At 38.4% G+C, this 23,315-nt stretch carries 22 protein-coding genes; 11 read left to right on the forward strand and 11 right to left on the reverse strand.

The genetic code is table 11. The features are described from left to right. Positions 1-110: 110 nt before the first annotated feature. Positions 111-809: a 2OG-Fe(II) oxygenase gene (locus H4J54_RS13310; RefSeq protein ID WP_182191381.1), complete on the reverse strand. Its 699-nt coding sequence runs from the start codon at positions 807-809 to the stop codon at positions 111-113. 243 nt (positions 810-1,052) lie between these two features. Between H4J54_RS13310 and H4J54_RS13315 the strand changes: the two genes are divergently transcribed. Together H4J54_RS13315 and ssb are read left to right on the forward strand one after the other, a co-directional pair. Then, positions 1,053-1,445, forward strand: a complete 393-nt coding sequence (locus tag H4J54_RS13315) for a thioesterase family protein (RefSeq protein WP_182191383.1) — start codon at positions 1,053-1,055, stop codon at positions 1,443-1,445. Positions 1,446-1,901: 456 nt separating this feature from the next. Further along, positions 1,902-2,567, forward strand: a complete 666-nt coding sequence (gene ssb, locus H4J54_RS13320) for a single-stranded DNA-binding protein (RefSeq protein WP_182191384.1) — start codon at positions 1,902-1,904, stop codon at positions 2,565-2,567. A gap of 605 nt (positions 2,568-3,172) precedes the next feature. Here the strand turns inward: ssb and H4J54_RS13325 are convergent. Beyond that, positions 3,173-4,714 (reverse strand): PAS domain-containing methyl-accepting chemotaxis protein, encoded by a 1,542-nt coding sequence (locus H4J54_RS13325; RefSeq protein ID WP_182191386.1) that lies wholly within the window; start codon positions 4,712-4,714, stop codon positions 3,173-3,175. 36 nt (positions 4,715-4,750) lie between these two features. After that, positions 4,751-6,661 (reverse strand): EAL domain-containing protein, encoded by a 1,911-nt coding sequence (locus H4J54_RS13330; protein ID WP_182191388.1) that lies wholly within the window; start codon positions 6,659-6,661, stop codon positions 4,751-4,753. A gap of 815 nt (positions 6,662-7,476) precedes the next feature. Here H4J54_RS13330 and H4J54_RS13335 point away from each other — a divergent pair. Next, positions 7,477-9,309, forward strand: a complete 1,833-nt coding sequence (locus H4J54_RS13335; RefSeq protein ID WP_182191390.1) for a tetratricopeptide repeat-containing diguanylate cyclase — start codon at positions 7,477-7,479, stop codon at positions 9,307-9,309. Between the two features lie 105 nt (positions 9,310-9,414). On the opposite strand, the gene H4J54_RS19800 is transcribed toward H4J54_RS13335, so the two are convergent. Beyond that, positions 9,415-9,570: an integrase gene (locus tag H4J54_RS19800; protein WP_404851905.1), complete on the reverse strand. Its 156-nt coding sequence runs from the start codon at positions 9,568-9,570 to the stop codon at positions 9,415-9,417. A 774-nt stretch (positions 9,571-10,344) separates the two neighbouring features. Between H4J54_RS19800 and H4J54_RS13340 the strand changes: the two genes are divergently transcribed. Then, complete coding sequence (locus tag H4J54_RS13340; RefSeq protein ID WP_182191393.1) at positions 10,345-10,926, forward strand: outer membrane beta-barrel protein; 582 nt, start codon at positions 10,345-10,347, stop codon at positions 10,924-10,926. 364 nt (positions 10,927-11,290) lie between these two features. Here H4J54_RS13340 and H4J54_RS13345 read toward each other — a convergent pair whose 3' ends face one another. From H4J54_RS13345 to H4J54_RS13365, 5 genes are all read right to left on the reverse strand, one after another. Further along, positions 11,291-11,728, reverse strand: coding sequence for a universal stress protein (locus tag H4J54_RS13345; protein ID WP_182191395.1), 438 nt, complete (start codon positions 11,726-11,728; stop codon positions 11,291-11,293). Between the two features lie 479 nt (positions 11,729-12,207). Further along, positions 12,208-13,104, reverse strand: a complete 897-nt coding sequence (locus H4J54_RS13350) for a TIGR01777 family oxidoreductase (protein WP_182191703.1) — start codon at positions 13,102-13,104, stop codon at positions 12,208-12,210. A 244-nt stretch (positions 13,105-13,348) separates the two neighbouring features. Beyond that, positions 13,349-13,540, reverse strand: a complete 192-nt coding sequence (locus tag H4J54_RS13355) for a hypothetical protein (protein ID WP_182191398.1) — start codon at positions 13,538-13,540, stop codon at positions 13,349-13,351. Between the two features lie 173 nt (positions 13,541-13,713). Beyond that, the gene (locus tag H4J54_RS13360; protein WP_182191399.1) at positions 13,714-14,853 is read right to left on the reverse strand and encodes an anhydro-N-acetylmuramic acid kinase; all 1,140 of its coding nucleotides are present in this window, start codon (positions 14,851-14,853) and stop codon (positions 13,714-13,716) included. Between the two features lies 1 nt (position 14,854). Further along, positions 14,855-16,252, reverse strand: a complete 1,398-nt coding sequence (locus H4J54_RS13365; RefSeq protein WP_259367066.1) for an OapA family protein — start codon at positions 16,250-16,252, stop codon at positions 14,855-14,857. 193 nt (positions 16,253-16,445) lie between these two features. On the opposite strand from H4J54_RS13365, the gene tyrS reads away from it, so the two are divergent. From tyrS to H4J54_RS13400, 7 genes are all read left to right on the forward strand, one after another. Then, positions 16,446-17,645 (forward strand): tyrosine--tRNA ligase, encoded by a 1,200-nt coding sequence (gene tyrS, locus H4J54_RS13370; RefSeq protein ID WP_182191401.1) that lies wholly within the window; start codon positions 16,446-16,448, stop codon positions 17,643-17,645. Between the two features lie 209 nt (positions 17,646-17,854). Then, on the forward strand, positions 17,855-18,448 hold the full coding sequence (locus H4J54_RS13375) for a DUF4136 domain-containing protein (RefSeq protein WP_182191403.1): 594 nt from the start codon (positions 17,855-17,857) through the stop codon (positions 18,446-18,448). Continuing rightward, a complete protein-coding gene (locus H4J54_RS13380; RefSeq protein ID WP_182191405.1) occupies positions 18,445-18,897 on the forward strand; it encodes a hypothetical protein in 453 nt (150 codons plus the stop codon). The genes H4J54_RS13375 and H4J54_RS13380 overlap by 4 nt, the downstream gene beginning before the upstream one ends. Before the next feature lie 193 nt (positions 18,898-19,090). Continuing rightward, positions 19,091-19,414, forward strand: a complete 324-nt coding sequence (locus H4J54_RS13385; protein WP_182191407.1) for a ribonuclease E inhibitor RraB — start codon at positions 19,091-19,093, stop codon at positions 19,412-19,414. Between the two features lie 284 nt (positions 19,415-19,698). Then, positions 19,699-19,980: a hypothetical protein gene (locus tag H4J54_RS13390; protein WP_182191409.1), complete on the forward strand. Its 282-nt coding sequence runs from the start codon at positions 19,699-19,701 to the stop codon at positions 19,978-19,980. A 593-nt stretch (positions 19,981-20,573) separates the two neighbouring features. Next, positions 20,574-20,927, forward strand: coding sequence for a hypothetical protein (locus H4J54_RS13395; RefSeq protein WP_182191411.1), 354 nt, complete (start codon positions 20,574-20,576; stop codon positions 20,925-20,927). A gap of 149 nt (positions 20,928-21,076) precedes the next feature. Next, positions 21,077-21,547, forward strand: coding sequence for a hypothetical protein (locus H4J54_RS13400; protein ID WP_182191413.1), 471 nt, complete (start codon positions 21,077-21,079; stop codon positions 21,545-21,547). Positions 21,548-21,927: 380 nt separating this feature from the next. Here the strand turns inward: H4J54_RS13400 and H4J54_RS13405 are convergent, their stop codons facing one another. Beyond that, a complete protein-coding gene (locus H4J54_RS13405; RefSeq protein WP_182135922.1) occupies positions 21,928-22,128 on the reverse strand; it encodes a hypothetical protein in 201 nt (66 codons plus the stop codon). A gap of 310 nt (positions 22,129-22,438) precedes the next feature. Beyond that, on the reverse strand, positions 22,439-23,212 hold the full coding sequence (locus H4J54_RS13410) for a hypothetical protein (RefSeq protein WP_182191414.1): 774 nt from the start codon (positions 23,210-23,212) through the stop codon (positions 22,439-22,441). Between the last annotated feature and the right edge of the window lie 103 nt (positions 23,213-23,315).

Raw genomic sequence — 23,315 nt, forward strand, 5'->3', positions numbered from 1 at the left:
GAAAAATCAGCATACTCTAGCTTTGTAAAGTATAGGACTGAGTGCAAAAAAGCATAATGAATTCATTATGCTTTTTTGTAATTTTTCTTAGGTATTTTTGGTGTATTCAATTAACTCGGAGTATAAATCTGCTTTGCCGGATTAAAGCTCACCCAAGAGGTTAAGACGTATTTATTCGATGAAATAGGAATGTTGCCTCTGTGAGTATGAGTAAAGCCACATGGCGCAATAACCATACTACCGGCTTTAGGTTTAATGCTTTTATTTTGGTAATAAAAATCAGTTTCACCACCTTCCTCAACATCATTTAAATAAATTAAAAACAGTAATACCCTATGTAGCGCTTTGTTCTCACCGGGTTGTGGAAATATTTCTGAGTGCCAATAGCCATAATTACCCTTACCTTGTTCATAACGTTGGGCGTTAACCGGGGCTAAGTGAAACAAATACTTTATCAAGTTAAATAAGTTAGGTTTGCCCACTTCTTCAAAATTATCGACGGTCAATACCACAGGTTGCTTGGTTGTAGGATGCTGCACCGTTAGCGATATACCACCAATTAAACTAAAAAAATATTTACCAATATAATCAGTAATTTGTTCGCTACAGGCCTGTAAAATTGTTTGCAATGCCGGTTGAAACTCTGCATGTTGGCCGAGATAAATATCGTGGCTAAGTTTTTTAGTGGTATCAACACCATTGCCCGTTCTACCCGGCACTTGGTGTCGGCTAGTATCAAAATCGAGCGTGAATTTTTTACAAAATTCTGGGCTAAGTGCGTTAGGGTATACTTCAATAAAGTCGGTCATATTTTTTTACTTATTATGAATCTGACTTTAGCATACAACAAACGGCCGCTAATTTAATTACCTTGTTGAAAAATCTCTGTAGAATGTGTGGCAATGTTCATCTACTAAGCCTTATTTTTCAATTGGTATTAGGCTTAATGAAATGACAATCACCCAATACCGAGATATCGATCTACTCAAGTGTTGATAGCAGCAATCAAAATAGTTAATTATTTATATAATAAAGCGATGTAGAGAGTCATTATGATTAAAGAATGTATAAGACCAAGATTTTGTGAAACGGATGGGCTAGGTCACATTAATAATACCGTGGTTGCACAATGGTTTGAGGGCGCACGCGATCCAGTTTTCAAATGGTTCTCACCTGATCTAAACCTTACTGACTGGAAATTAATTTTAGCCAAAACTACGGTTGAGTTTCATGCTGAGCTGCAATATGGCGCTGATGTCGAATTAAAAACCTATATTAGCCGCATTGGTAATAGCTCGTTTGACGTCTATCAAGAAGCTTGGCAGCAAGATAAAAAATGTGCATCAGGTACTGCTGTAATGGTGCATTTTGACCATAAGACTAAAAAATCACAAAAGATATTAGCCGCAACAATCATGATGATGAATGAGCATCTTTTTGCATGATGAACACTAAAACTTGCTTTTATCTCGGTATTGACTTTAGCTAGCTTTCGTTTGATTTTTATAAAAAATAGATCAGGGTAAAGTGTCTGAGTTAGCACTAAGAACCTTGGTATTCTAGGCTTATTAGATAAGATAAATTGTGAGTGATGACAAAGTAAAATAACAAAAGTCACAGGTACTGGGGCTATAGAGTATTTTTACGATGAAAATCAAAGTGCTTGAAAAACTTTATCTGAGACCAGTTTACTAGCGAAAAACAGTTATATTCTGGTGGGTCGTAATTAGGTTATTGGCAATAAAGTATTTCACAAAAATAGTGCAAACCTAGCGTAATTTTTTACTTGTAGTGTTAGAATCTAGGTATTGTTATTAAAAATAAATATTCTGAGCGAGTTGACGTTTGGAAAGTACTAAATTAGTAAAGTAATACTTTACTGCAAATATAGGATTTTGTTCATGGCTGGTGTCAATAAAGTAATAATTTTAGGTAACTTAGGGAAAGACCCTGAAGTGCGTCATATGCCTAATGGTGGTGGGGTTGCTAACCTTACTATTGCAACTTCTGAAACTTGGAAAGACAAGCAAACGGGTGAACAAAAAGAAAAAACTGAATGGCACCGTGTCGTCATGTTTGGCAAGCTAGCTGAAATTGCCGGTGAATATTTAAAGAAAGGTTCTAAAGTTTATATTGAAGGCGCTTTGCAAACACGTAAGTGGCAAAACCAACAAGGCCAAGACCAATATACGACTGAAATTGTTGTTCAAGGCTTTAATGGTACGCTGCAAATGTTAGATTCTCGTGGTGGTAGCGGAGCCAGTGCAGGCGGTTTTAACCAGCAAACTCCTCAACAATCAGGTGGCTTTCAGCAACAACAACAAGCACCACAACAAAGTGGTGGCTATAACCAGCAAGCTGCACCTCAGCAAGCCTATAATAAACCTGCACAGCAAAGTGGTGGCTTTCAACAGCAACCAACCCAGCAATCATCTTCACAACAGTCGGGTGGCTTCCAACAACAATCTGGTGGTTTTCAGCAGCAACAAGGTGGCTCTCAACAGAATGCACCTAAAGTGAATCCACAAGAACCAACTATTGATTTTGATGACGACATTCCTTTTTAGCTTACGTTTAATTCAAAAGTGTTAATATAAAATAATATTAACTACAAAATAATACCAAACCCAGCATAGTTGCTGGGTTTTTTATTTTATGTAGTCTACCTTTTTAAACTGACACAAAGAGTAGTTTTTGTAGGGTAAATATTTTAAAAATCCCTCTGGTTATGTTTTACAAAGCTTTTAGCTTTGTTTAACAAAAACCAGAGGGATTTTTCGTATATAGGATATAGATACAATTCACTTTTATGCTATTTTTTATCACGCTTTAGGACACATAACTAGGTAGATTTAATGACAAGTTTGTGCCTATGCGGACCGTATCGATTACAAGTATATTTTTAAAATAATCAACAGCAAATACGGTGATAGGAAGATATAAATATTGACGCCTAATCTAGGTTCAATAGCCGTTAATAACACGGTATTAAAGGGCCATTTAATTCTGTTTAACAAAGGTGCTGGTCATTAAGGCGATTTATTTTAGTCAATAAATCGCCTTAATGACATAGAATAGCGACATAGAATAGTCATGTACGAAATGCACAGAGACCTACCAAAAATTAATGTAGTGGATTTGTCTCTGACATTCTTAAACTACAGACGAGCGTTTAATATTTGAAGGTGGTATTTAATTTGTCGAGATCTTCAGCACTTTTATTTACCGCTATACCATAATGATTTACTTGCGTTGCCAGTTTACTATTTTCTTGAGAAATATTATCTATGGTATAAACACTATGCGTTATTTGATTGGCAACGACACTTTGTTCTTCAGCCGCGGTGGCAATTTGAGCCGTCATATCACTGACATCATTTACGTTATCGATAATATTTTCCATTCCTTGCTTTATTTTAGTACTATCGGCAGAGCATTCTTCGGCATTAGCTTTGCTAGCAAGCATCACCTCACTCCAATTTTTTAACGAATTTTGTAATTCAATAACAGAAGTTTGGATCTGAACCGTTGCTCCCTGAGTCCTACCCGCTAGCGTTCTGACTTCATCGGCAACCACAGCAAAACCTCGACCCTGCTCACCCGCCCTTGCCGCTTCAATGGCAGCATTCAATGCCAGTAAGTTGGTTTGATCCGCAATACCCTGAATTTCAGACATGATCGTTGCAATTTTATTGACATCAGTGACCAATTCAAGCGCACTACTGGCCGCTTGATCGACATCACACGCCAAACCATTAATTTTATTTTGGCTAATTTCAATAACCTTGATATTTTCCCGACACTCGTTTTGTACCATTAACACTTTGTCATGTGTCTGATGGGTATTTAAACTGACTTCAGCAATAGTCGCACTCATTTCAGTTATGGCGGTTGCAAATTGTGCTAGATGTGAATTCTCTTCTTCTATACCTTGCAGCATTTCTGTTGAAGCATTCTCTAATTCATCAGCAAGCCTGACTAGTGTGCGTCCTGAATCAGCACTCCGCCCAAGTATTGTGCGTACCCGAGCTTTATATAACTCTATAGGGTAAGAGATAATACCTAATGGCCCTTGCCCTGAAAAAATTATACGTGAAGGGCTATCAAATCGTATTTTAGTTTTCGCGACGTAATTTGGAAAGGCAAACAGCTCGGGTGAAAAAACCAGAGCAAGTAAACCGATACAACCAAGCAGTACTATAGGTGGAACTATTGAATGGGTATATGTCCCTATACCCAAAGAGGCTATGGTGATGAGCACTATAGCCAATAACCTTCTTAAGTGAACGTTAGTCTCTAAACCGGAGACTGAGCCCTTATTGTTGAGGGTATCATACAAGTGTTGCGCCTTTTGTTTTTGCTCGTTACTCGGCAATGTTCTAACGGACTGATAGCCGGTCACTTTTCCATTTTCATAAACAGGTGTTACATAGGCATCAACCCAATAATAATCGCCATTTTTACAACGATTTTTAACCATTCCTCGCCAAGAATCCTCTTGTTTAAGTTTACGCCATAAATCAGCAAATGCCGCTTTAGGCATTGATGGATGTCGAACTATATTATGATGTTGTCCAACAAGTTCCTCAAGAGAATATCCGGCAATGGCACAGAACTCAGGGTTCGCGTAAGTTATTCTTCCCATAAGATCTGTAATAGAGACCAATTGTTCAACTGCCGAGAAAGTTTTTTCATTATTTAAAGTGTGATTCATAGTATTTCTTTTATCAGTAAATGTAGTTAACGTTAATCAGCTTTTGCTAAGCAAAAGCTCAAACTCATCAATCGGTACGGGCTTACTAAAGAGATAACCTTGATAATGCATGCAGCCGTTATCCAATAGGTATTGTCTTTGTTCTACCGTTTCGACACCCTCGGCAATGACGTCAATATCTAAACTATGCGCCATGGTAATGATAGTGCGTACAATCGCCTTGTCATTGGCATCCGTGGCAAGGTCACGCACAAATGACTGATCTATCTTTAATTGATTAAGTGGCAATTTTTTTAGATATTGTAAAGACGAATACCCCGTCCCAAAGTCGTCTAATGAGAATAAAACACCTATTTTGCTCAGCACATTCATTTTGGTAATGATGTGGCTGATGCTTTCCACCAATATACTTTCGGTTAGCTCTAACTTGAGTTGTGCGGGGCTAATCTCATACTCTTGTAGGGTGGTTTTTACCTGCTCGACAAAGTCTGCTTGATGAAATTGCTTAGCACTGATATTGACGGCGAGTACAAGACCTTCTGTCTGGGGGCTTTGTTGCCATGCTTTAAGTTGAGCGCAGGCCGTGTCTAATACCCATTGCCCTATCGGTAAAATAAGCCCTGTTTCTTCGGCTAACGGAATGAAGTTAAAGGGTGAAATCGGGCCACGTTCTGGCTGTTGCCAACGGATTAAGGCCTCAGCCCCTAATGCTTGACCAGAGCTGCTAACCTGTATTTGATAATAGAGCTGAAATTGTTTGTACTTAATGGCTTTGCGTAGTTCATTTTCCATGTCTGCACGGACAGTGATAGCTTCTTGCATGGTTTGATCAAAGAAACGCAAGGTGTTGCGTCCTGTGGCCTTGGATTGATACATAGCAATATCTACTTGCCTTAATAATTCCTCTGATGTCAGTTCATATCCACTGAATACTGTCGCGCCGATACTTGCCGTGCTGCGATGCTCATTCGCACCCAGTTGGTAGGGTTGAGTCAGTGCAAAGATGATTTTGTTGGCCAAATTCTTGGTTTGGGCCGCCGCTTCAATAGCTTGCTCACTCAGATTTTCTAGCAAGACCACAAACTCATCGCCGCCTAATCGGGCGACGGTATCAATTTTTCTTACACCGTTAATTAAACGCGTGGCGACTTGTTGTAAAAGCGTATCTCCCGCCTCGTGGCCGAGGGTATCGTTGAGGATTTTAAAGTGGTCTAAATCAAGTAATAGCAATGCAGCACACTTATGACTCCTCGCACTGCTCGCTAGGGCGTGGCCAAGCTTATCAAACAGCAGGCGGCGATTTGGTAACTGAGTCAGCGGATCGAAGTAGGCGAGACTATTAATTTTTGCTGAGGCCGCTTTGTTCTTCGTCGTATCTGTGAATGTGCCAACATAATTAGAGACCCTCCCGCTCGCGTCTTTTACTGCAGTCACCGTAAGATGCTCTGGATAGACTTCGCCATTTTTACGCTTATTCCATATTTCACCTGCCCATCCACCTATACTGTTGATGCTCTGCCACATGGTATCGAAGAAGGCTTTACTTTGTTTTCCTGAGCTGATTAGGCGTGGTGTCTGCCCGATGGCTTCTTCTGCGCTGTAGCCTGTAATACGGCTAAATGCGCGATTCACCCGAAGAATATTGCTGTTAGCATCGGTGACAAACATAGCTTCTTGAGATTCAAAAACGGTGGCGGCAATCCGACATTCACTAGCGATGACTAACTCAGCAACCCGCTTATCTTTTTCTTCATTTTGAAAGCACAGTTGGTCATTAGCGATAACTAACTCAGCAATCCGCTTATCTTTTTCTTCATTTTGAAAGCACAATTGGTCATTAGCGATAACTAACTTAGCTACCCGCTTATCTTTTTCATCATTTTGAAAGCGCAATGGGTCATTAGCGATGAGCAACTCAGCAGCTCGCTTTTCAATTTTTTGAGTCACTTTGTCTTAGTACCTTACAGACTTAAGTCTGTAAGGTACTAATTTATGTCAATAAAGTCACTTTATCTTAGTCACTTTATTGATTTCAGTCAGTAAAGTGATTAATATAATTTTCTTAGCTTGACTTTTAAATATTTAAACTAAAAATCGTCAGCGTTCATAGGGATTTTTAATGTCAAAAAAAAGAAAGGATCTAGCCTTGTGTTTTATTATCCTCTGTCATAAATATAATATATTTGACGTACAAATAAGAAGTATCAATAAAAATTAATACCTATTATGACTGCTTCACGCCCTGAGTTGTCAGTTGAACCGATCGACTCATTGGTAAAAGTTACCATCAAAAAAAAAGATTTTTTCATCTATGGCGAACGTCAGCTATCGGGAAATTGCCAGAGGAATGTGATTGTTGAGGCGTGTACACTCTAGATCAAAACATACAAACATTTTTGTCAAAATGCTAACTTTCGCTCAGTGGCATAAGTGACGATTAAACCCAAGCCCCCAAGTAACTTCATTTTTGGGCACTAATATTTGTTAGTGCTAATGTTCCCTTAATGCGCATTGACGACCTAATCATCTGAAAAGATTAAGTTTCTCTTAAAGATCGTAAGCGCAAGTTCCCGTGTATATCAGTTATGATTAATTATGTGGTAAAGTGAGTATTATTAATGAGTATTCAGAGGCGTTTTGGGTTAAACAGAGGCATTTTGGGTTAAAAATGTTTATACCGAGTAATACTTAATATCTAGTTATTGCACAAATTTCATTTGTTAATGACTAAATATCATCGAACATATTTTTGGGGAAAGATAATGAAAGGCATATTTTTTTCTATACTTGTATTAGTTTGCTCTCCATTGTCTCTTGCTGCTACCCAAGCTGATAAACTTCAGCAACAACTGATTAGTGCTGAAAGTATTAACAAAGCAGCCATTCTGTTTGAGTTACTTGATCATTTCCGTAATTCTAAGCCAAAAGTTGCGTTGGATTATGGTAAGCAAGCCTTAGCTCTTCTGCGTCAGTTTCCGGATAATAAAACAAAAGTCGCCGTTTTTAATGAAATGAGCTGGGCCTGGCGTTTGCTTAGTCAGTATGAGAAGGCCTTATTTTCAGCAAAAGAAGGTGAAAAACTAGCAACTTTAATTGATGATCAGCATGGTTTAGGAAGAGCACTAAATAATATTGGCGTTATTTACTGGTCATTAGGTGATTATAAACAGGTGCTTGATTATTGGTTGCGTGCATTAGCTATTAGAGAAGCCGCAAATGATGAAAATGGTGTTGCGGGTTCATTGAATAACATAGGTCAGGTTTATTTCCACCTCGATAATAACGAAGGGGCTATACGTTACTTTGAACAAGCCCTTGCAATATCAACACAAACGGGCAATCGAGAATATTTGCTTAACCACCTTGATAATCTCGGTGAAGTTTATTTAAAACAAAAGTTATTTTCGAAAGCTGAATCTGTTTTATTACAAGCTAAAAAAATGGCAGTAGAAGATGGAAATAATAAAGGACATATCAGTACTTTGATCAATCTGGGTCAATTAAACATTTTAAAAAATAACTTCTTTAAATCTGAAAAATTATTGATACAAGCCAATATTCTCGCACAACAAATAGGATTTACTGAAAAAGTTATTGAATCTCAACAAAAATTAGCGTTAATTGCATACAAAAAATTAGAGTACGGCCAAGCATTAGTATTGGCACAAAACGCGTTAGCTGAGGCACAGAAACAAACGAATAAAAAATTACTTATTGATTTACATCTCTTGATTGCAAATATTCAAGAAGGACAAAAAAAATATCAGCAGTCACTGAAAGCATTTAAAGATTACAAAAATGTTAGTGATGGGTTGTTGAGTCAAACCAAACAAAATCAAATCACCTCGTTACAAATGCAGTTTGAATCCGAACAGCAAGAAAAGCAAATAAAACAGCTGTCGGCAGAAAATGCCTTACGAGAATATGAATTAAAGGCAATTGAAAAGTCTCAAACTAGATTACAACTAGGTGTCACCATTTTAACCGTTTTTACTGTCATATTAATTTGGGGATATAGAGCCAAATCAAAGGCAAATAAGGTTATTAATCAACAATGTAAGCAGTTAGAACAATCGAAACACAAATTGCATCAGATAGCGATCACTGACCCTTTAACTAAGCTATTTAATCGACGTGCTATTAATGATCGTTTAGAAAATGAGTTGGTTCAGGCAAAACTCACAAAATCTTCGCTTTGTTTATGTTTTATGGATTTAGATAATTTTAAGTTAGTAAATGATAATTATGGCCATGACTTTGGCGATTATGTTCTGACGGAAGTGGCTAATATTTTACAGCTTGAAATGCGGCAAGAAGACGTTGTTGGTCGCTGGGGCGGAGAAGAATTTTTTATCTTATTAACCGATTCAAACTCGGTAAGTGCTGAATCAATACTTCAAAGGGTTTTAGGTGTTATTTCAAAGTATCCATTCACTTTAAACGGTATTACCTTGCAAATAACTGCGACTATTGGATTTAGTATTTATCAAGAATCAATAACGCCCCTCAATGATGTGATGAAAGCGGCAGATGATGCGCTTTATGAAGGTAAGAAATTGGGTCGAAATCAAGTCATCGTTAGGGATATTAGATGATGTCCGCTTCTCTCCTTAATGGCTCTTAATATTAGGTAAATCTAGCTTATTACTTATGACAGCGTTGTGGCAGGAAGCGTCCATACTTCCTGAGTTATTTGTGATTTAAATATCTATAGTTGCCGACAGCTCAAGTGCGTCATCTACTTCTATACCAGGATAACGAACGGTACTTTCTAGCTTGGTATGACCAAGAAAAATCTGAATTACCCTCAGGTTTTTGGTTTTTTTATAGAGCAAACTTGCTTTAGTTCGCCTCATCGAATGAGTGCCGTAAGATATTACATCCAAGCCTAGCGATCCACTTTTTGACTATTCTTGCGTATTGCCGAGTAGATAAATGGAAATCAGCTTTTACTCTACTTCCGAATAAATAATCACTGGAATACAGTGACTTAAATGCGATCCATTGTTGTAAAGCTGCTTTAGTTTTTTGGGTTATTTCAAATTGAACAGGGGGGTCCTGTCTTTTGTTGAATTAACATTGCTCGTGATTGAATGTTTTCCCCATGCGCAATATCCACACTTTAAGTTTAATGAAGTCACATGCTCTTAATTTACAGTCTAGGGTTAAATTAAACATGGTTAATTCCCGAAGGTTATTCGCCTAATCAAGCCTAGTGCGAATAGACCAAACTTGCTGAAGTTTAAAGGGAAATTTTTGGCCAACTCGCTTTCCTTTATTCCCGCTAGGTTTTGGGGGTATATGGAATGATGTTGTACATAATAGTGCTCCTTTAGTTAAAGGGACTATAAGTATGGCCCAGAGCTAATGTTCAACCTTGTGCGCACAGTGACCTTAGCTGCTGGAACAGTTTCAAGACAGCTGTTCGCTAACAGGTGGACACGATAGCCTTTTATGGATCCAGAAGGTTATATGCCTATCTACTACAATTAACTACACGTAAGCTGTTATTTTTTCTAATTAAATCAAATTTTTCTTTTCAATGAGGTTGTGAGCTGTTAGATTTGCCGCTGGCATGGAAGCTAAAATACTTTGCTCATGCCTGCATTAAACACTACAAGGAATTTTTAATGAAAAACAAATCTTTAGCTTTAACCACTCTTCTTTTTGCAACACTATCAGTATCTACAATATCAATGGCCAAATCTCCAAGTTGGAATAACATTGGTGTGGGCTATGTTAGCGTTGACATCGAGGACTCCGATTTTGAACCAACGGGTTTCATCCTTTCAGGCTCAAAGCTAATTAATGATAATGTATATTTTCACGGCAATTATCGCGTTGTTTCAGAAGAACTTTATGATGAAGATTTAGATATATCAACATTTAATTTGGGTTTAGGTGTTCGTCATGGTCTTAATGAAACCACTGACTTATTCGGTCAGGTTTCTTACTTAAATGCAGAAGTAGAATATGACAATACCTCAGAAGATGAAAATGGTTACTCTTTAGCGGCTGGCATAAAATCAATGATATCTGATAATTTTGAAGTTGTTGCTCAAGCAACCCGCGATAGTCTGGATGGTGAATCTGAGACAGCTTTTGGTGTAGGTGCTGCTTTTTATCTGAACGAAACAGTTTCAATTGGCGCTGGGTATCAAATTGCAGATGATGCAAACTTAATAACGATTGATATCAGAGCTCACTTTTAAATGACTTTTTTGAACCTATATCATTATAACTTTATATAAAAGGTTACAGTTTTACTTGTTCAGTTATATTGAGTTATTCTATTCAATGGCTTAATAGTTTGATTTGTATAGGCGTACACATAACCCTTCTGGCCCGCACTAAAGAGAGGTTTTTGTTAACTTTAGTCTTATAGGTTAATGTACATAAAAGTAGATTTAGCATCTAAAAAAGGTGAGCCGATGCTCACCTTTTTCTGTTTTAAAAGCAAATTTTTATATAAAATTACTCTTTAACACCGATTTGACTAATTAAGTGTGCTACTTTTTATTTTAAGCATTAAAAATGAGCAGATAATTAATCAACTGGGTATAACTCACTCATTGGCTATGGCACTAGCACAATGGGTATGCCGACATGATGAGCTAATTTATTAGCCACACTGCCGAGTAATATGTCCACAATCCGAGATCGTCCTTGGCGCCCGACAAAGAGCATATTCACGTGTAATGCTTTAATTTGCTCTTTTATCACTGTTGCAGGATCACCCCAAATAAGATCAGTGGCGATCTCTACGTTTACATTGTGATATTTTTCAACTAATGGTAGTAACACTTTAGCTCTGGTATCCTTGTCTTCAGCTGTTTGATCTAATATTATTGGCGAGGTACCTTCAAGTAGCACAGGTTGTAAATATGACCAATCTTTTACCATTAATAACATTACCTTAGCACCGGTTTTACTGGCTAAATCAATGGCTCGATCAACAGCTCGTAAACTCCACTGACTGCCATCGACAGCAACAAGGTATAAAGGTTTTTTCATTTTATTCTCCTAAAAGTAATTCCCGCTTATGCCATCACTTTTGATATTTCGGTTTTATACCAAAGGCTATGGGTTAAGCCCAGTGCCATTAAGTTATGGGTTATCACGATAGTAAAAATGTGGGGTTCGTTCAAGTTGAACTCGCAAGCTTTTTGATACAAATCAATATATTGATCAATTAATTAATCTGTTTGGTGTTAGTGAGTGTTGTTTAAAATCAGCTTGGAAAAATGGCGGGTATCTATCAGCTTAAATAACGCTATACGCAATAGTGACTAAGTACTTGTAGCTAAGGTATTACTGTCAACATTCTCACGAGTAAAAACCTCACTAGCGAAAGTGTTTTCAGTGAAAATATTACCAGCGACAATGTTTTTAGAAAAAATATCACTGGCGACAATAATATCACTGGCGACAATATCAAGGCACTTACTGTGTGGGAAAATTTGCTTTTAATCTACAATCCAGTTTAGGTCACTTTATGGCTTAACTAAGAGCTGTTTTAGTGCTACCTCTAATGAAGGGTATTGAAATTTAAAGTTATTATTGAGTAGCTTGCTCGGTAAAACGTTTTGGCCATATAAGACTAAATCTGCTGACTCACCCATTAATGCACGTAATACAAAAGCTGGAACTCTGAACAGACACGGGCGCTTGAGTACAGCACTTAAGGTTTCTGAAAACTCTTGATTACTTACTGGCATAGGCGCTGTAGCATTAATAATACCCGTGAGTGAAGTTTGGTAGACTGTCGCTAACAAAATAGCAACCATGTCATCAATATGTATCCATGACATAAATTGCTCACCGCTAGCAATAGGTCCACCAAGGCCAAATTTGAATGGCAGTAACATTTTTTGCAATGCACCACCGTTTTCAGCCAAGACAATACCGGTTCTTATAATGCAAACGCGGGTTTTATCTGACTCGGCAGTTTGGGCTATTGCTTCCCACTTTTGGCAAACCTTGTGACTAAACTCATCATGTATCTCTTGGTAGCTCTCATCTATCGCTAATGCGCCTTGGCGGCCATAAAAGCCGATAGCACTGCCGGAAATTAAACTATGTGGTGGATTAGTTGCTGCTTGTATTTTTTCAACTAGGTTTTGGGTTATTTTCCAGCGACTTTGGCAAATAGTATTTTTTTGTGCCTTTGACCATCTTTTGTCAACAATGGCTTCACCGGCTAAATTAATAACCACATCAAGTTCATTAAAGTCAATTTCGTCAAGTGTACTGATAAATTCAAGATGATCAGGCAGTATGTTAGCGGTTTTTGCAGGATTACGGGTTAAAACAATAATGCGTTCGGCATTCAGGTGCTGAATCAGTGCTCGACCTATCAGGCCGCTACCTCCGGTAATAAGAATATTCATCATTGTTCCTTGAGTTAACGCTTATCTAAATAAGTTATTTCCCACTTAGACATATGAGTTTTATATATTAGGTTTTATATAATAGTTATACGAAAAATTTAGTTTATGGATCACTGTATAACGATATAGGGTAGCAATAAACTATAGCAGCACAGTGGGTTAGCAATGTAACACAGGCAAAAAAAAGCTCCCACAGGAGCTAATTTATCATTAGGTTTATCATTCGGTAAGTAAAGTAAAAAATTTAGTAGTAGATGTCTTCTTTGTTGTGGGCTTGAGGATCTTCAATAATCTCTTCAAAGCCAACGGCAAAACTGTTGTTGTCATTGGTATTTGCCATATAAATAGTACGGGTTGATCCATCAATCCAAGTCACTGTGCCGCTACCTTTTTTACTACCGCATTTCATACCAATATGTATGTCTGTAAATTCCACTGTGTTTTCTCCTCGTCTGTTGTCAAACATCGAACTGTGCATTCGATTAAGCAAACGCTCAATTTAATTAGAATATCTGCCACCAAAATAGTTCAAATATTCTTCAGTTAATGTTCTTTTTTTCGACAGGTACGAGTTATTATAAAGAGAAAAATATTCATATCTAGTTATTTTTAAGGCTTAACACTGATACCTAAAACAGCCGGCTTGTTAGCCCCTGTTACCGCGGGAATGTTACCAAAAATATTTTTATCAAATGCCAAGGCTAGCCAAGCAAATGCCATGGCCTCTAATGAATCACTGTTAATATTTTTGGTTTGAGTATTTACGACTGAATGGTTGTTAAGTTTTTGATTTAATAATGAAACTAAGTAGTTATTTTCAATGCCACCACCACAAATGTATACGTCAGACGTCGTACTTAGTTGGTTGATTTCTTGTGCGATCGTTTCGGCGGTTAATGCGGTTAATGTTGCTTGAATATCGGCAGGTTTTAATCGGCTTTGGTCGGTAAATTTTGCTAACCATTGGGCATTAAAATACTCTCGTCCAGTACTTTTAGGGGCAGCTTGCGAGAAGTAGGGTTCACTTAACATAGCTTGCAGTAATATATGGCAGACTTGACCTGAATTGGCCCACTGGCCTTTAGCGTCATAGCGTCCTGACTGGTGCAGTTCAAACCAATAATCCATTAGGGCATTGCCTGGACCGGTATCAAAACCCGTGGTTTTATGGGGGGCATTTTTTGGCAGAAAGGTAATATTAGCAATACCACCAATATTGACCACAAAAACGTCTTTTTCAGTTGAGCCAAAAATAGCTTGGTGAAAAGCAGGTACTAATGGCGCTCCCTGACCACCTAGAGCAATATCTTTGGTTCTAAAATCACCAACCACACGAATGCCGGTCAATAATGCTAAGGTTTGTAAACAGCCTATTTGCAGGGTAAAAGGTGTCGTTATCTGTGTGTTTTTCACCGGACGGTGTCGAATGGTTTGCCCATGACAACCTATGGCGGTGATATCTGCTGAAGACAGTTTTTCTTGCTGTAAAAATTTTATAATGGCTTGAGAAAATTGCTGAGCTAACTCGATATTAAGGCTACCAGCGCGATCAATTTCATTAGTGCTAGTGTTATATAAGCTCATGATTTTCTGTTGAGTGTTGTTATCGTAAGCCTGATAATAGCTTGCAAGTAAACTTGCGCCATTGGCTTGTTCTGTTTGATCACCATCAAATTCGACTAGCGCGAGATCAATGCCATCGGCGCTAGTGCCTGACATTAGACCAATATATCGCATTTTGTTGCTCATATTATTCCGCGCTTGACTGCATACTGAGCATTATACGTCGTGAACCCATCAGCTCTGCTAGTCGCTGTTTTGCTATCACGTCAAATGCTTGTCGATATTTACTGCTAATAGGTTCAGCGTCTGGCAGCTTCACCGTTCTAGGATTGCGATGTACACCATTAAGTAAAAATTCATAATGTAAATGTGGTCCTGCTGCTAAGCCGGTAGAGCCCACATAACCAATGACCTGTCCTTGTTTGACTCGCTCGCCTTTCTTAACGGCCCGTTTTGAAAAGTGAATATATTTGGTTTCAATGCCGTTGCCATGCTGTAGAAATACGTGGTGGCCATTATACTTGTCGTAACCCGCTTGTACGACTTTACCATCACCTGCGGCAACAACCGGTGTACCTGTTTTAGCCGCATAGTCGGTTCCACGGTGAGCTTTCCAACGCTTTTGTACTGGATGGAAACGTTTGAGTTTAAAATTAGAACTAATATATTTAAAGCTTACCGGCGCCCGCAAAAACGCTTTGCGCATACTTCTGCCTGCTGCAGAGTAATACACACCGTTAGTGTAGCGAATGGCTTGAAAAGTCTCACCTTGATTAATAAATTCTGCCGCGACTATGTTGCCAGTGCCAATAAACTCACCTTCAACATATTGGTTTTCATAGACAACATTAAAGCTATCGCCTTCACGAATATCTAAAGCAAAATCAATATCCCAGCCGAAAATATTTGCTAAGTTGATAATCTGCCCATCATTTAGACCTGCAGAGGCAGCAGCAAGCCAAAAATTTGCTTTAATCACGCCATGGGCAATAGCTTCACGTATCTCAACACTTTTGCTCTCTTTATAAGCGTGATATTGCTGATTTTGTAAATTAACGAATAAGGTCTCATTTTTTGATAACGGATACTCAAGTGAGACTAAGTTACCTTCAACATCTTTACCTATGCGCATGATGTCGTCAACACTGAGTTTTTTCAGCAATTTACTACCTTCACCTTCGGCGGTGATCACTTTGTAAGTGGTGGTAGCATCTAAGCTATTGCGTTTAAATATTTTTGCTAGCGAGTCGCCATTTTTTACCTTAACCGATTGCCACTGCAATTGTGCCGCGTCTTCTTCAATATTACTCGGCAGATCCCTGATAGGCTCTTGTGTAATTTGTAACGCGTCGATGGGTTGAACGGGTAATTGAATACTAACGGGCGGATCAACATAACCTGTCTGCTCGGGTATAGCGACTTGATAGCGCTGGCCCACTTTAAATTCGACATCGTTACTCAACGTTGCTTGATCACTGCTCTTTAACGGCATTATTAATAAAAATAACACTACAACAGCACATGCAGTAATAATTATTTGATGCTGTTTGGGCAGGGCAAAATATAAATTTTTTATATTTTTCAAAAAGATAAGGCCTATAAATTGAGTTTTAATGCGACAACTGTTTTTTATTATAACAAAATAATATCGTGCTAAACAATGATAGGGTTTTCACCACGGTTAAAATTACAGTAGAATTCGACAATTAATTAATTTATTTGTTATATACCCGCACCTTGAAGTGGAAAGTGTATATACACCCCTGTGGAGCCTAGTAATGTCAGATGTAAGCCAAGCGTTTGCAGAAATAAAACGCGGTGCAGAAGAAATTCTGCTAGAAGATGAATTGTTGGCCAAGTTAAAACTAGGAAAACCGTTAAAAATTAAGGCTGGTTTTGATCCAACAGCACCAGATTTACATTTGGGTCATACCGTATTGATAAATAAGTTACGGCAGTTTCAGCAGTTAGGTCATGAGGTTATTTTCTTAATTGGTGACTTTACTGGCATGATTGGTGATCCAACCGGTAAAAATGTTACACGCAAGGCGTTAACGAAAGAAGATGTTTTAGCAAACGCTGAAACGTATAAAGAACAAGTGTTTAAAATTCTAGACCCAGCGAAAACCACGGTTGCCTTTAACTCAACGTGGATGGAAAAACTTGGCGCGGCAGGTATGTTAAAGCTAGCTTCACGCCAAACCGTTGCGCGTATGATGGAACGCGACGATTTTAAAAAACGTTATAACGGCGGCCAAGCCATTGCCATTCATGAGTTTATGTATCCTTTAGTGCAAGGTTGGGACTCAGTTGCTTTAGAGGCTGATGTTGAATTAGGTGGTACCGACCAGAAATTTAATTTATTAATGGGCCGTGAACTGCAAAAGGCAGAAGGGCAACGTCCACAAACTGTGCTTATGATGCCGTTACTTGAAGGTTTAGACGGTGTGCAAAAAATGTCTAAGTCATTAAATAATTATATTGGTATTACTGACGCACCGAATGATATGTTTGGTAAAATCATGTCGATTTCTGATGATTTAATGTGGCGTTACTATGAGCTACTTAGCTTTAAACCGATTGATGTGATTAATGGTTATAAAGAAAATATTGCCGCAGGCTCTAATCCTCGTGATGTGAAAATTGACTTAGCTAAAGAGCTAATTGAGCGTTTTCATGACAAGGCAGCAGCTGAAGCGGCTCATCAAGAATTTATTAACCGCTTTCAAAAAGGTGCTGTGCCTGACGACATATCAGACATAGACGTGATGGCCCAAAATGGTGAGATTGCCATTACTAACTTGTTAAAAGAAGCCGGTTTAGTCGCCAGTACCTCTGAAGCTATGCGCATGATAAAGCAAGGTGCGGCGAAAATTGAAGGCGAGAAAGTTGTCGACAATAAGCTGATGATCAGCCTTGGCTCAACGGCAATATACCAAGTCGGTAAACGTAAATTTGCTAAGGTTACGGTTAAGTAAACCTTATAAAATTAGCCTGTTGTTAAGAAGTCAGTAGCTGTTACTGGTCTTTTTATCGACAGCAAGTACTTACATCCCTTTAATAACAGGGTGTTACGAGATTAAGATCTCAATGTATGTCGATGTGAAAGGGGAGCGATATCATAGGAAAAGTTGTAATTTACAACTAGCTTGGTAACCTAGGGGATTATTTATTGTTTGAAGCTAACATGACAAATATTAGATTACTTAGCTGCTTGGCGTTAATAATCAACCTTGTTGCTTGTTCATCTATGAACAGTGCTACCACGTCATTTCGTGATGGCTTTGATTTTTCGGCCGTTGAAAGCTATAGCACTTATGGTCGTAACTCCGCCTTTGGTGATTTACAAAACCTCAACGACACTATCCGCAACACCATTGAACTGGCTATTGAGCAGGGCTTTAACGAAAATGGCTTTCGTTATCAAATCTTTACCAAGGCCGATATACTTATTGCGTATCATGTGCTTGATAACAATTTTGCCGAACTTAAAAAATATGATCAGCAGGTGAAATATTGTGGTTATTGTTTAAGAGCAGGCAAAAACACGCGCTTAGAGTTAGAAAAAAAGCTAGACCCCGGTAGTTTGATTATCGATATTATCGACCCAATAAATCAACGTTCGGTCTGGCGCAGTATCTATCCGTTAGGTTTTAAACCTCAAGATAATAGCCGCGAAATGCAGGAAAAAATTAGTAAAGCGGTTGATAGCATGTTGCGCGATTATCCTCGTGGCAAAAATATAAGCCAAATTGTTAACTTAAAGGAGCAGCTTACATGACGATTAAGTGGCTAGTTATTACATTATTTACCCTGACCTGTTCCATGGTCATTCTACTCGGCTTGGGCTATTTTCTGTCGGAAAATGAAAAAGCGACCATGCCACCTAAGTACCCATTGGCGCAACAGACTCAGCTACAGCAAAAAAAACCGCTTTTACGTCAAAGTATGACCGATGTTGCTAAACCAGAAACTGACGCTAACATTATGAATAAATTTGAAAAAACATTGATCAACAACTTAACTTGCATCACGTTAGCACAGTGCCAAGTCGTTACCGTTAAATTCAAAAATATCGACTGCAAGTTAGCCAGTAATCTTATAGGAGCATCACAACTTAAAAAAATAACCACGCAGCGTATTACTATGGACACTTGCCCAACGGTAAATCCGCAAAGCCAACTCGCTTGTCAGCAAAATATTTGCACGCTAGTGAATACGCTCAATTAGTGTTAATTATCATCTCACCCGTCGCTTAAAAGGCTATTTAAGTGGCGTTAATTATTTTGATAGCACAACGGCTATATAACCAGCGCTAAAAATAATTGTCTTGCCTCAATAGCTTTTAATTATCAGCCAAACGAGCATCTTGAATGGGTTTGGGTATATAATAAGGCATTGTTTTTAATAAATTGTATCTGATATGACCTTCCCCGACGATGAAACAGGCCAAGTATTAACTGAAATGCAAGCTGCGGGCATTAACTTAAATGAAATGCACCCAGTAGTATTTTTCCACTTATTTGAAAAAGAAATACAAGCGCAAGCTATGGTCGAGCATTTAGCTGAAAAAGCGCCAGACATGGTGGTAACGCTAGAACCCGACGAGTTACCCAATGTGTGGGATTTAAACTGCACAGTAAACATGACACCAAGTTATGATGCTATTGTCGCGCAAGAAGCTGAGTTTGAGCTGCTAGCAACAAAATTTGAAGGCTTTAACGATGGCTGGGGTATTGAGGCTTAATGATTTGATTTGAGTTAATCTAGCTTGAGTTAACCTAAGTTGAGTTAATATAGCTTAGCTCGAGTTAACTTAGTTTGAGTTGAAAATAACGGTTCGCCCAAAGATTTCGTTGATATATCATTGTTGCTAAAAATGTGTCTATTAACGGTTTCTAAATAACTGATACTATGAGATATTAACATTAGCTAAATAAGCAATATGGTGCTGAGTTTACTAAAACTTATCCATAATAGAGTGCGTTAAGCACAAGGATACAGCGCTATTTGCGCAGGGAGTGTTAAACAATGTTCAATAAATTAATGCCATTATCGCTGCTCGTTTTCTTAACAGCATGCGGCGCAACTCAACCACCCCCGTACCAAAAAGATAGAAACCCTGAAGACAGAGATCAATACAGCGGCGCAGAAGGGCTAACTCAGCAACAAAAAGATCAAACTTATCTCATGAATAAAGCACTATCTGAGCAATGCACTACAGCTAAAATAAATTTGGCGATCGCAGTAACCGACAACAATGCTAGTGAAATTAAGCAACAAAATGCACTCATTAGCCGTACCTGTATATAAGTAAATTAATAGGCCTGATAAGTGTGTGCTGTGTTAACTGGGTGGCGTAAAATTAACCAAGGTATTGCTGTTATTACAAAGTGTTGTAGTGTTTTTTTAAGTTGGGAAGAGGGATTTTTCATTACTTTGTTTAAAACGAAAGCTGCAGTTTTCGCTGTAAGTTAGCAATGGTCATCGCTGCAAAGGTTTGGTGTAAATATATTAAATAAATAAGAGGATCTCTTTTTGAGAATAAGAGGGAAATTTCATCTTATTCAGTTGTTAGTCCTTTAATTAATGTTGTAAATGTCATGGATGAATGTTCAGTAATTGAACTATTAACACAACAACAGACAGAAAGTATTCTTGGAATATGGCGTAATTTGCTAATGGAGCTATTGCTATAATTGCGTATTTTTATGAAAGTAAAAAAATGCATATCAGGGTATCGAAATCACCCGCTACTATTTCTATCTATAGGGTAAGCGTTAATGTTTTTTATATCAACAAGCTGACTACAATGATGAGGCTTAAACACTCGGCAAGGTGTTAAGCTTTCAGTAAGTATTAGTATTATCAATGATAATATTCATCCCAACCAAAGGAAAAAATAGATGAGTGAAGTAGCAGTGGAAAAAAGATCTACGACTAAGGGAACAGCCAAATTAGTTTACATACTTTATATGGCAGGATTATTATTCGGCATTACCGGAATTGTTGGTGTGGTGATGGCGTACATCAATAAAGATGATGCACCGGCATGGCTAAAAACACATTATCAATTCCAGATTCGAACATTCTGGATAGGTGCTCTATATATTTTTCTAGGCTCAATTTTATCCTTAATATTAATCGGCTATTTTGTGATTTTATTTTGGGTGGTTTGGTTAATTATCCGCTCAGTTAAAGGCATTAAAGCGCTTGATGCAGAAGTCGCTGTAGAAAATCCAAAGAGTTGGTTTTTTTAAAAAACCGATAAGTTACCTAAACGGAAAATGATGCTTAGCCATCGATTTTCGAAGACTATAGCTAAGTCTTATTTTCCGCTTAGCAAAGCGTTAGTAACAATGCCACTTTTGGCATTTGTTATTATGATCAAAAAATATAAGGACATACTTTGAAAAAATTAGTTTTACTTCTACCACTCATATCTCTTAATTGCTTCGCCGCAGAAACCAAGCAAGATAAGGCTTATTCCATCGGGCTAGGTGTAGGCGCTATGTATAGTGGCATTGGCACCAATCTGTCATTTTTATCTGAAAATGATCTAAAATACATCTCGTTAGGTTGCGTTGAACACAGCACTAATAATGGCACTATTTGTGGTTTTGGTGCTGGTTGGATCAAAACTGACTTATTGGGTGCTAACGCTAATAAACATGGTTTGGGCGTTTATGTCAGCATAGTAGGTAATGAGTCTTACGCGAGCTACACCTCGACTACACAGGGTGTAGAGTATTACGCACATAATAGTGACACTTATGGCGCAGGCGTAAGTTACACCTACTTTATGAATGGCATAAATAAATCAGGCACCACCCTTGGCATTTCACTTCATGCGACTAATGCAGACTTCGACAACAGCTAGGGTGCGTTCTTTCAAGTGGGTTACCAGTTTTAGCACATAGCATTTCAAAGGGAAAAATACAGTTGGCTTTTGCACTGTGATCAGACTATAGCCAGCTATACTTTTTGCTACAGTGGGCCTTGGCAATACAAGGAAAATGTAATTATTATTGGGAATGCATACGCTGGCAATGAGGTGATAACTTTAGGTTGGCTGTCCTCATTATTCCCACCTAGCTTACTTATTAATGAATTTTTTCTACATAAACCAAAAAAACAGGCTATTCGCCTGTTTTAAAGTTTCTCATTGAGCTATTCCATCGCAGATTACTATGCCAATTCCTTAGCTCTGTATCTGCTGTTAGTCGCTATACTGCGTGACAGCTTTAAACTGTTACGCGCCTAGTGAACCTCAGTAGGTCCATGACGATTGAGAATATCCATTATTTCCTGTTTTGCACTCTCTGGCATCATTACCTTGATCTGTGAAATTTTTTCATCGATAAAAAAATTCTCCCTAGGGATATCTTTATTCACCAGTTCATCAGCGACATTTGTAAGGGCATCTTTATCTTTATATTTTGCTGTAATAGTTTTGTACATGACAGTTTTCTCCTGTTTGGCCAATATCTTCTATAAGCTAAAGTCGATCTTGTCAGACGTTAAAACTGTTTTGAGATACGTTTTATGCAAGACCCTACAAAAGGAACTGCCTAGATATAAACACCAACTCACACGACCTGAGTAAAAATATCATTCTCCTTCCTCACTTATACTTTAGAACAGAGCATTGAATACTGCCAGTTTGTAGAAGATTTCCTGCTAACATTTATTAGCGAAATTAATAACTAGCACAGAGATGACCTAATTATTCCCCACAGCGCCTAAAAAACGGCACAACGAGTCGAAAGTACTACATGTGTTTGACGCCCACCTCCGCCATGTAGATGTTTAGATGAGTGTCATCCATATTGCTGAACTGTGAGTCCATCTCAGTATAAACAGTAACTTGGATATCGGCCTTGTCTTGTGTTCCCTGTTTGTAGTGTTTCAGAATAAAGCGGCATTTGTATGGGCCTTTTTCTGTGAAACCTGCTCTAGATAGATTACCCAGATATTCCACCGTGCAATAGGTGTGCAGAACGCTTTGCCCTGCGGGCATCCCAGTGGTGTTTGTATCGAGGTAGTTCCAGATGTCCTGGTATGTCTTCTCGCACCCGAAGTCGGTTAGTTTTGCATTGCGTATGACTATCCGATTCGATGACAGCGTTAGGTAGTAGTCGTGCATGGGATGGAGTTTATCGTTTGTCTTATTGCCACAGACCATTGGCTTGCCATTAACGACCATTTTTATCTCACCTGGCTGAAGCTTTTGTTGTGGTCCAAACGGTATAAACATACTCCAAGCACTTGGATCAGGCAGGCTTTTCTCCCAGCTGCCAAAATAATTGAAATGCCAGTTCTGCTTTCTTTGAGCAAAACTTTTTGAGCCGTCGCGGAAGGTGGTTGGCAGGTACACTGTCGTCTTACCTCCATAAGTTGTAAACATCTGATCTTTCGGCGCTATTTGAGGTAAAATCTTGCCAACATCTTTTGACGTGCAAGCATTGATTGCTAGAGCCAGTCCAATAAAGTAAGCCGATTGAACGATTGCTCTCGCATTGAATCTGTATGTATCTGTCATCATAGGTACCACTCCTGTGTAGAAAGAAAAATTTAGGTAAACCTTCAGTGAACCAGTACGGGCATAATAAACGCGGTTTTGCTTTTACTCGGTATCGCTTGAACGA

The organism is Colwellia sp. MB3u-8 (assembly GCF_014076985.1).
In the GTDB taxonomy this organism is placed as follows: Bacteria; Pseudomonadota; Gammaproteobacteria; order Enterobacterales; family Alteromonadaceae; genus Cognaticolwellia.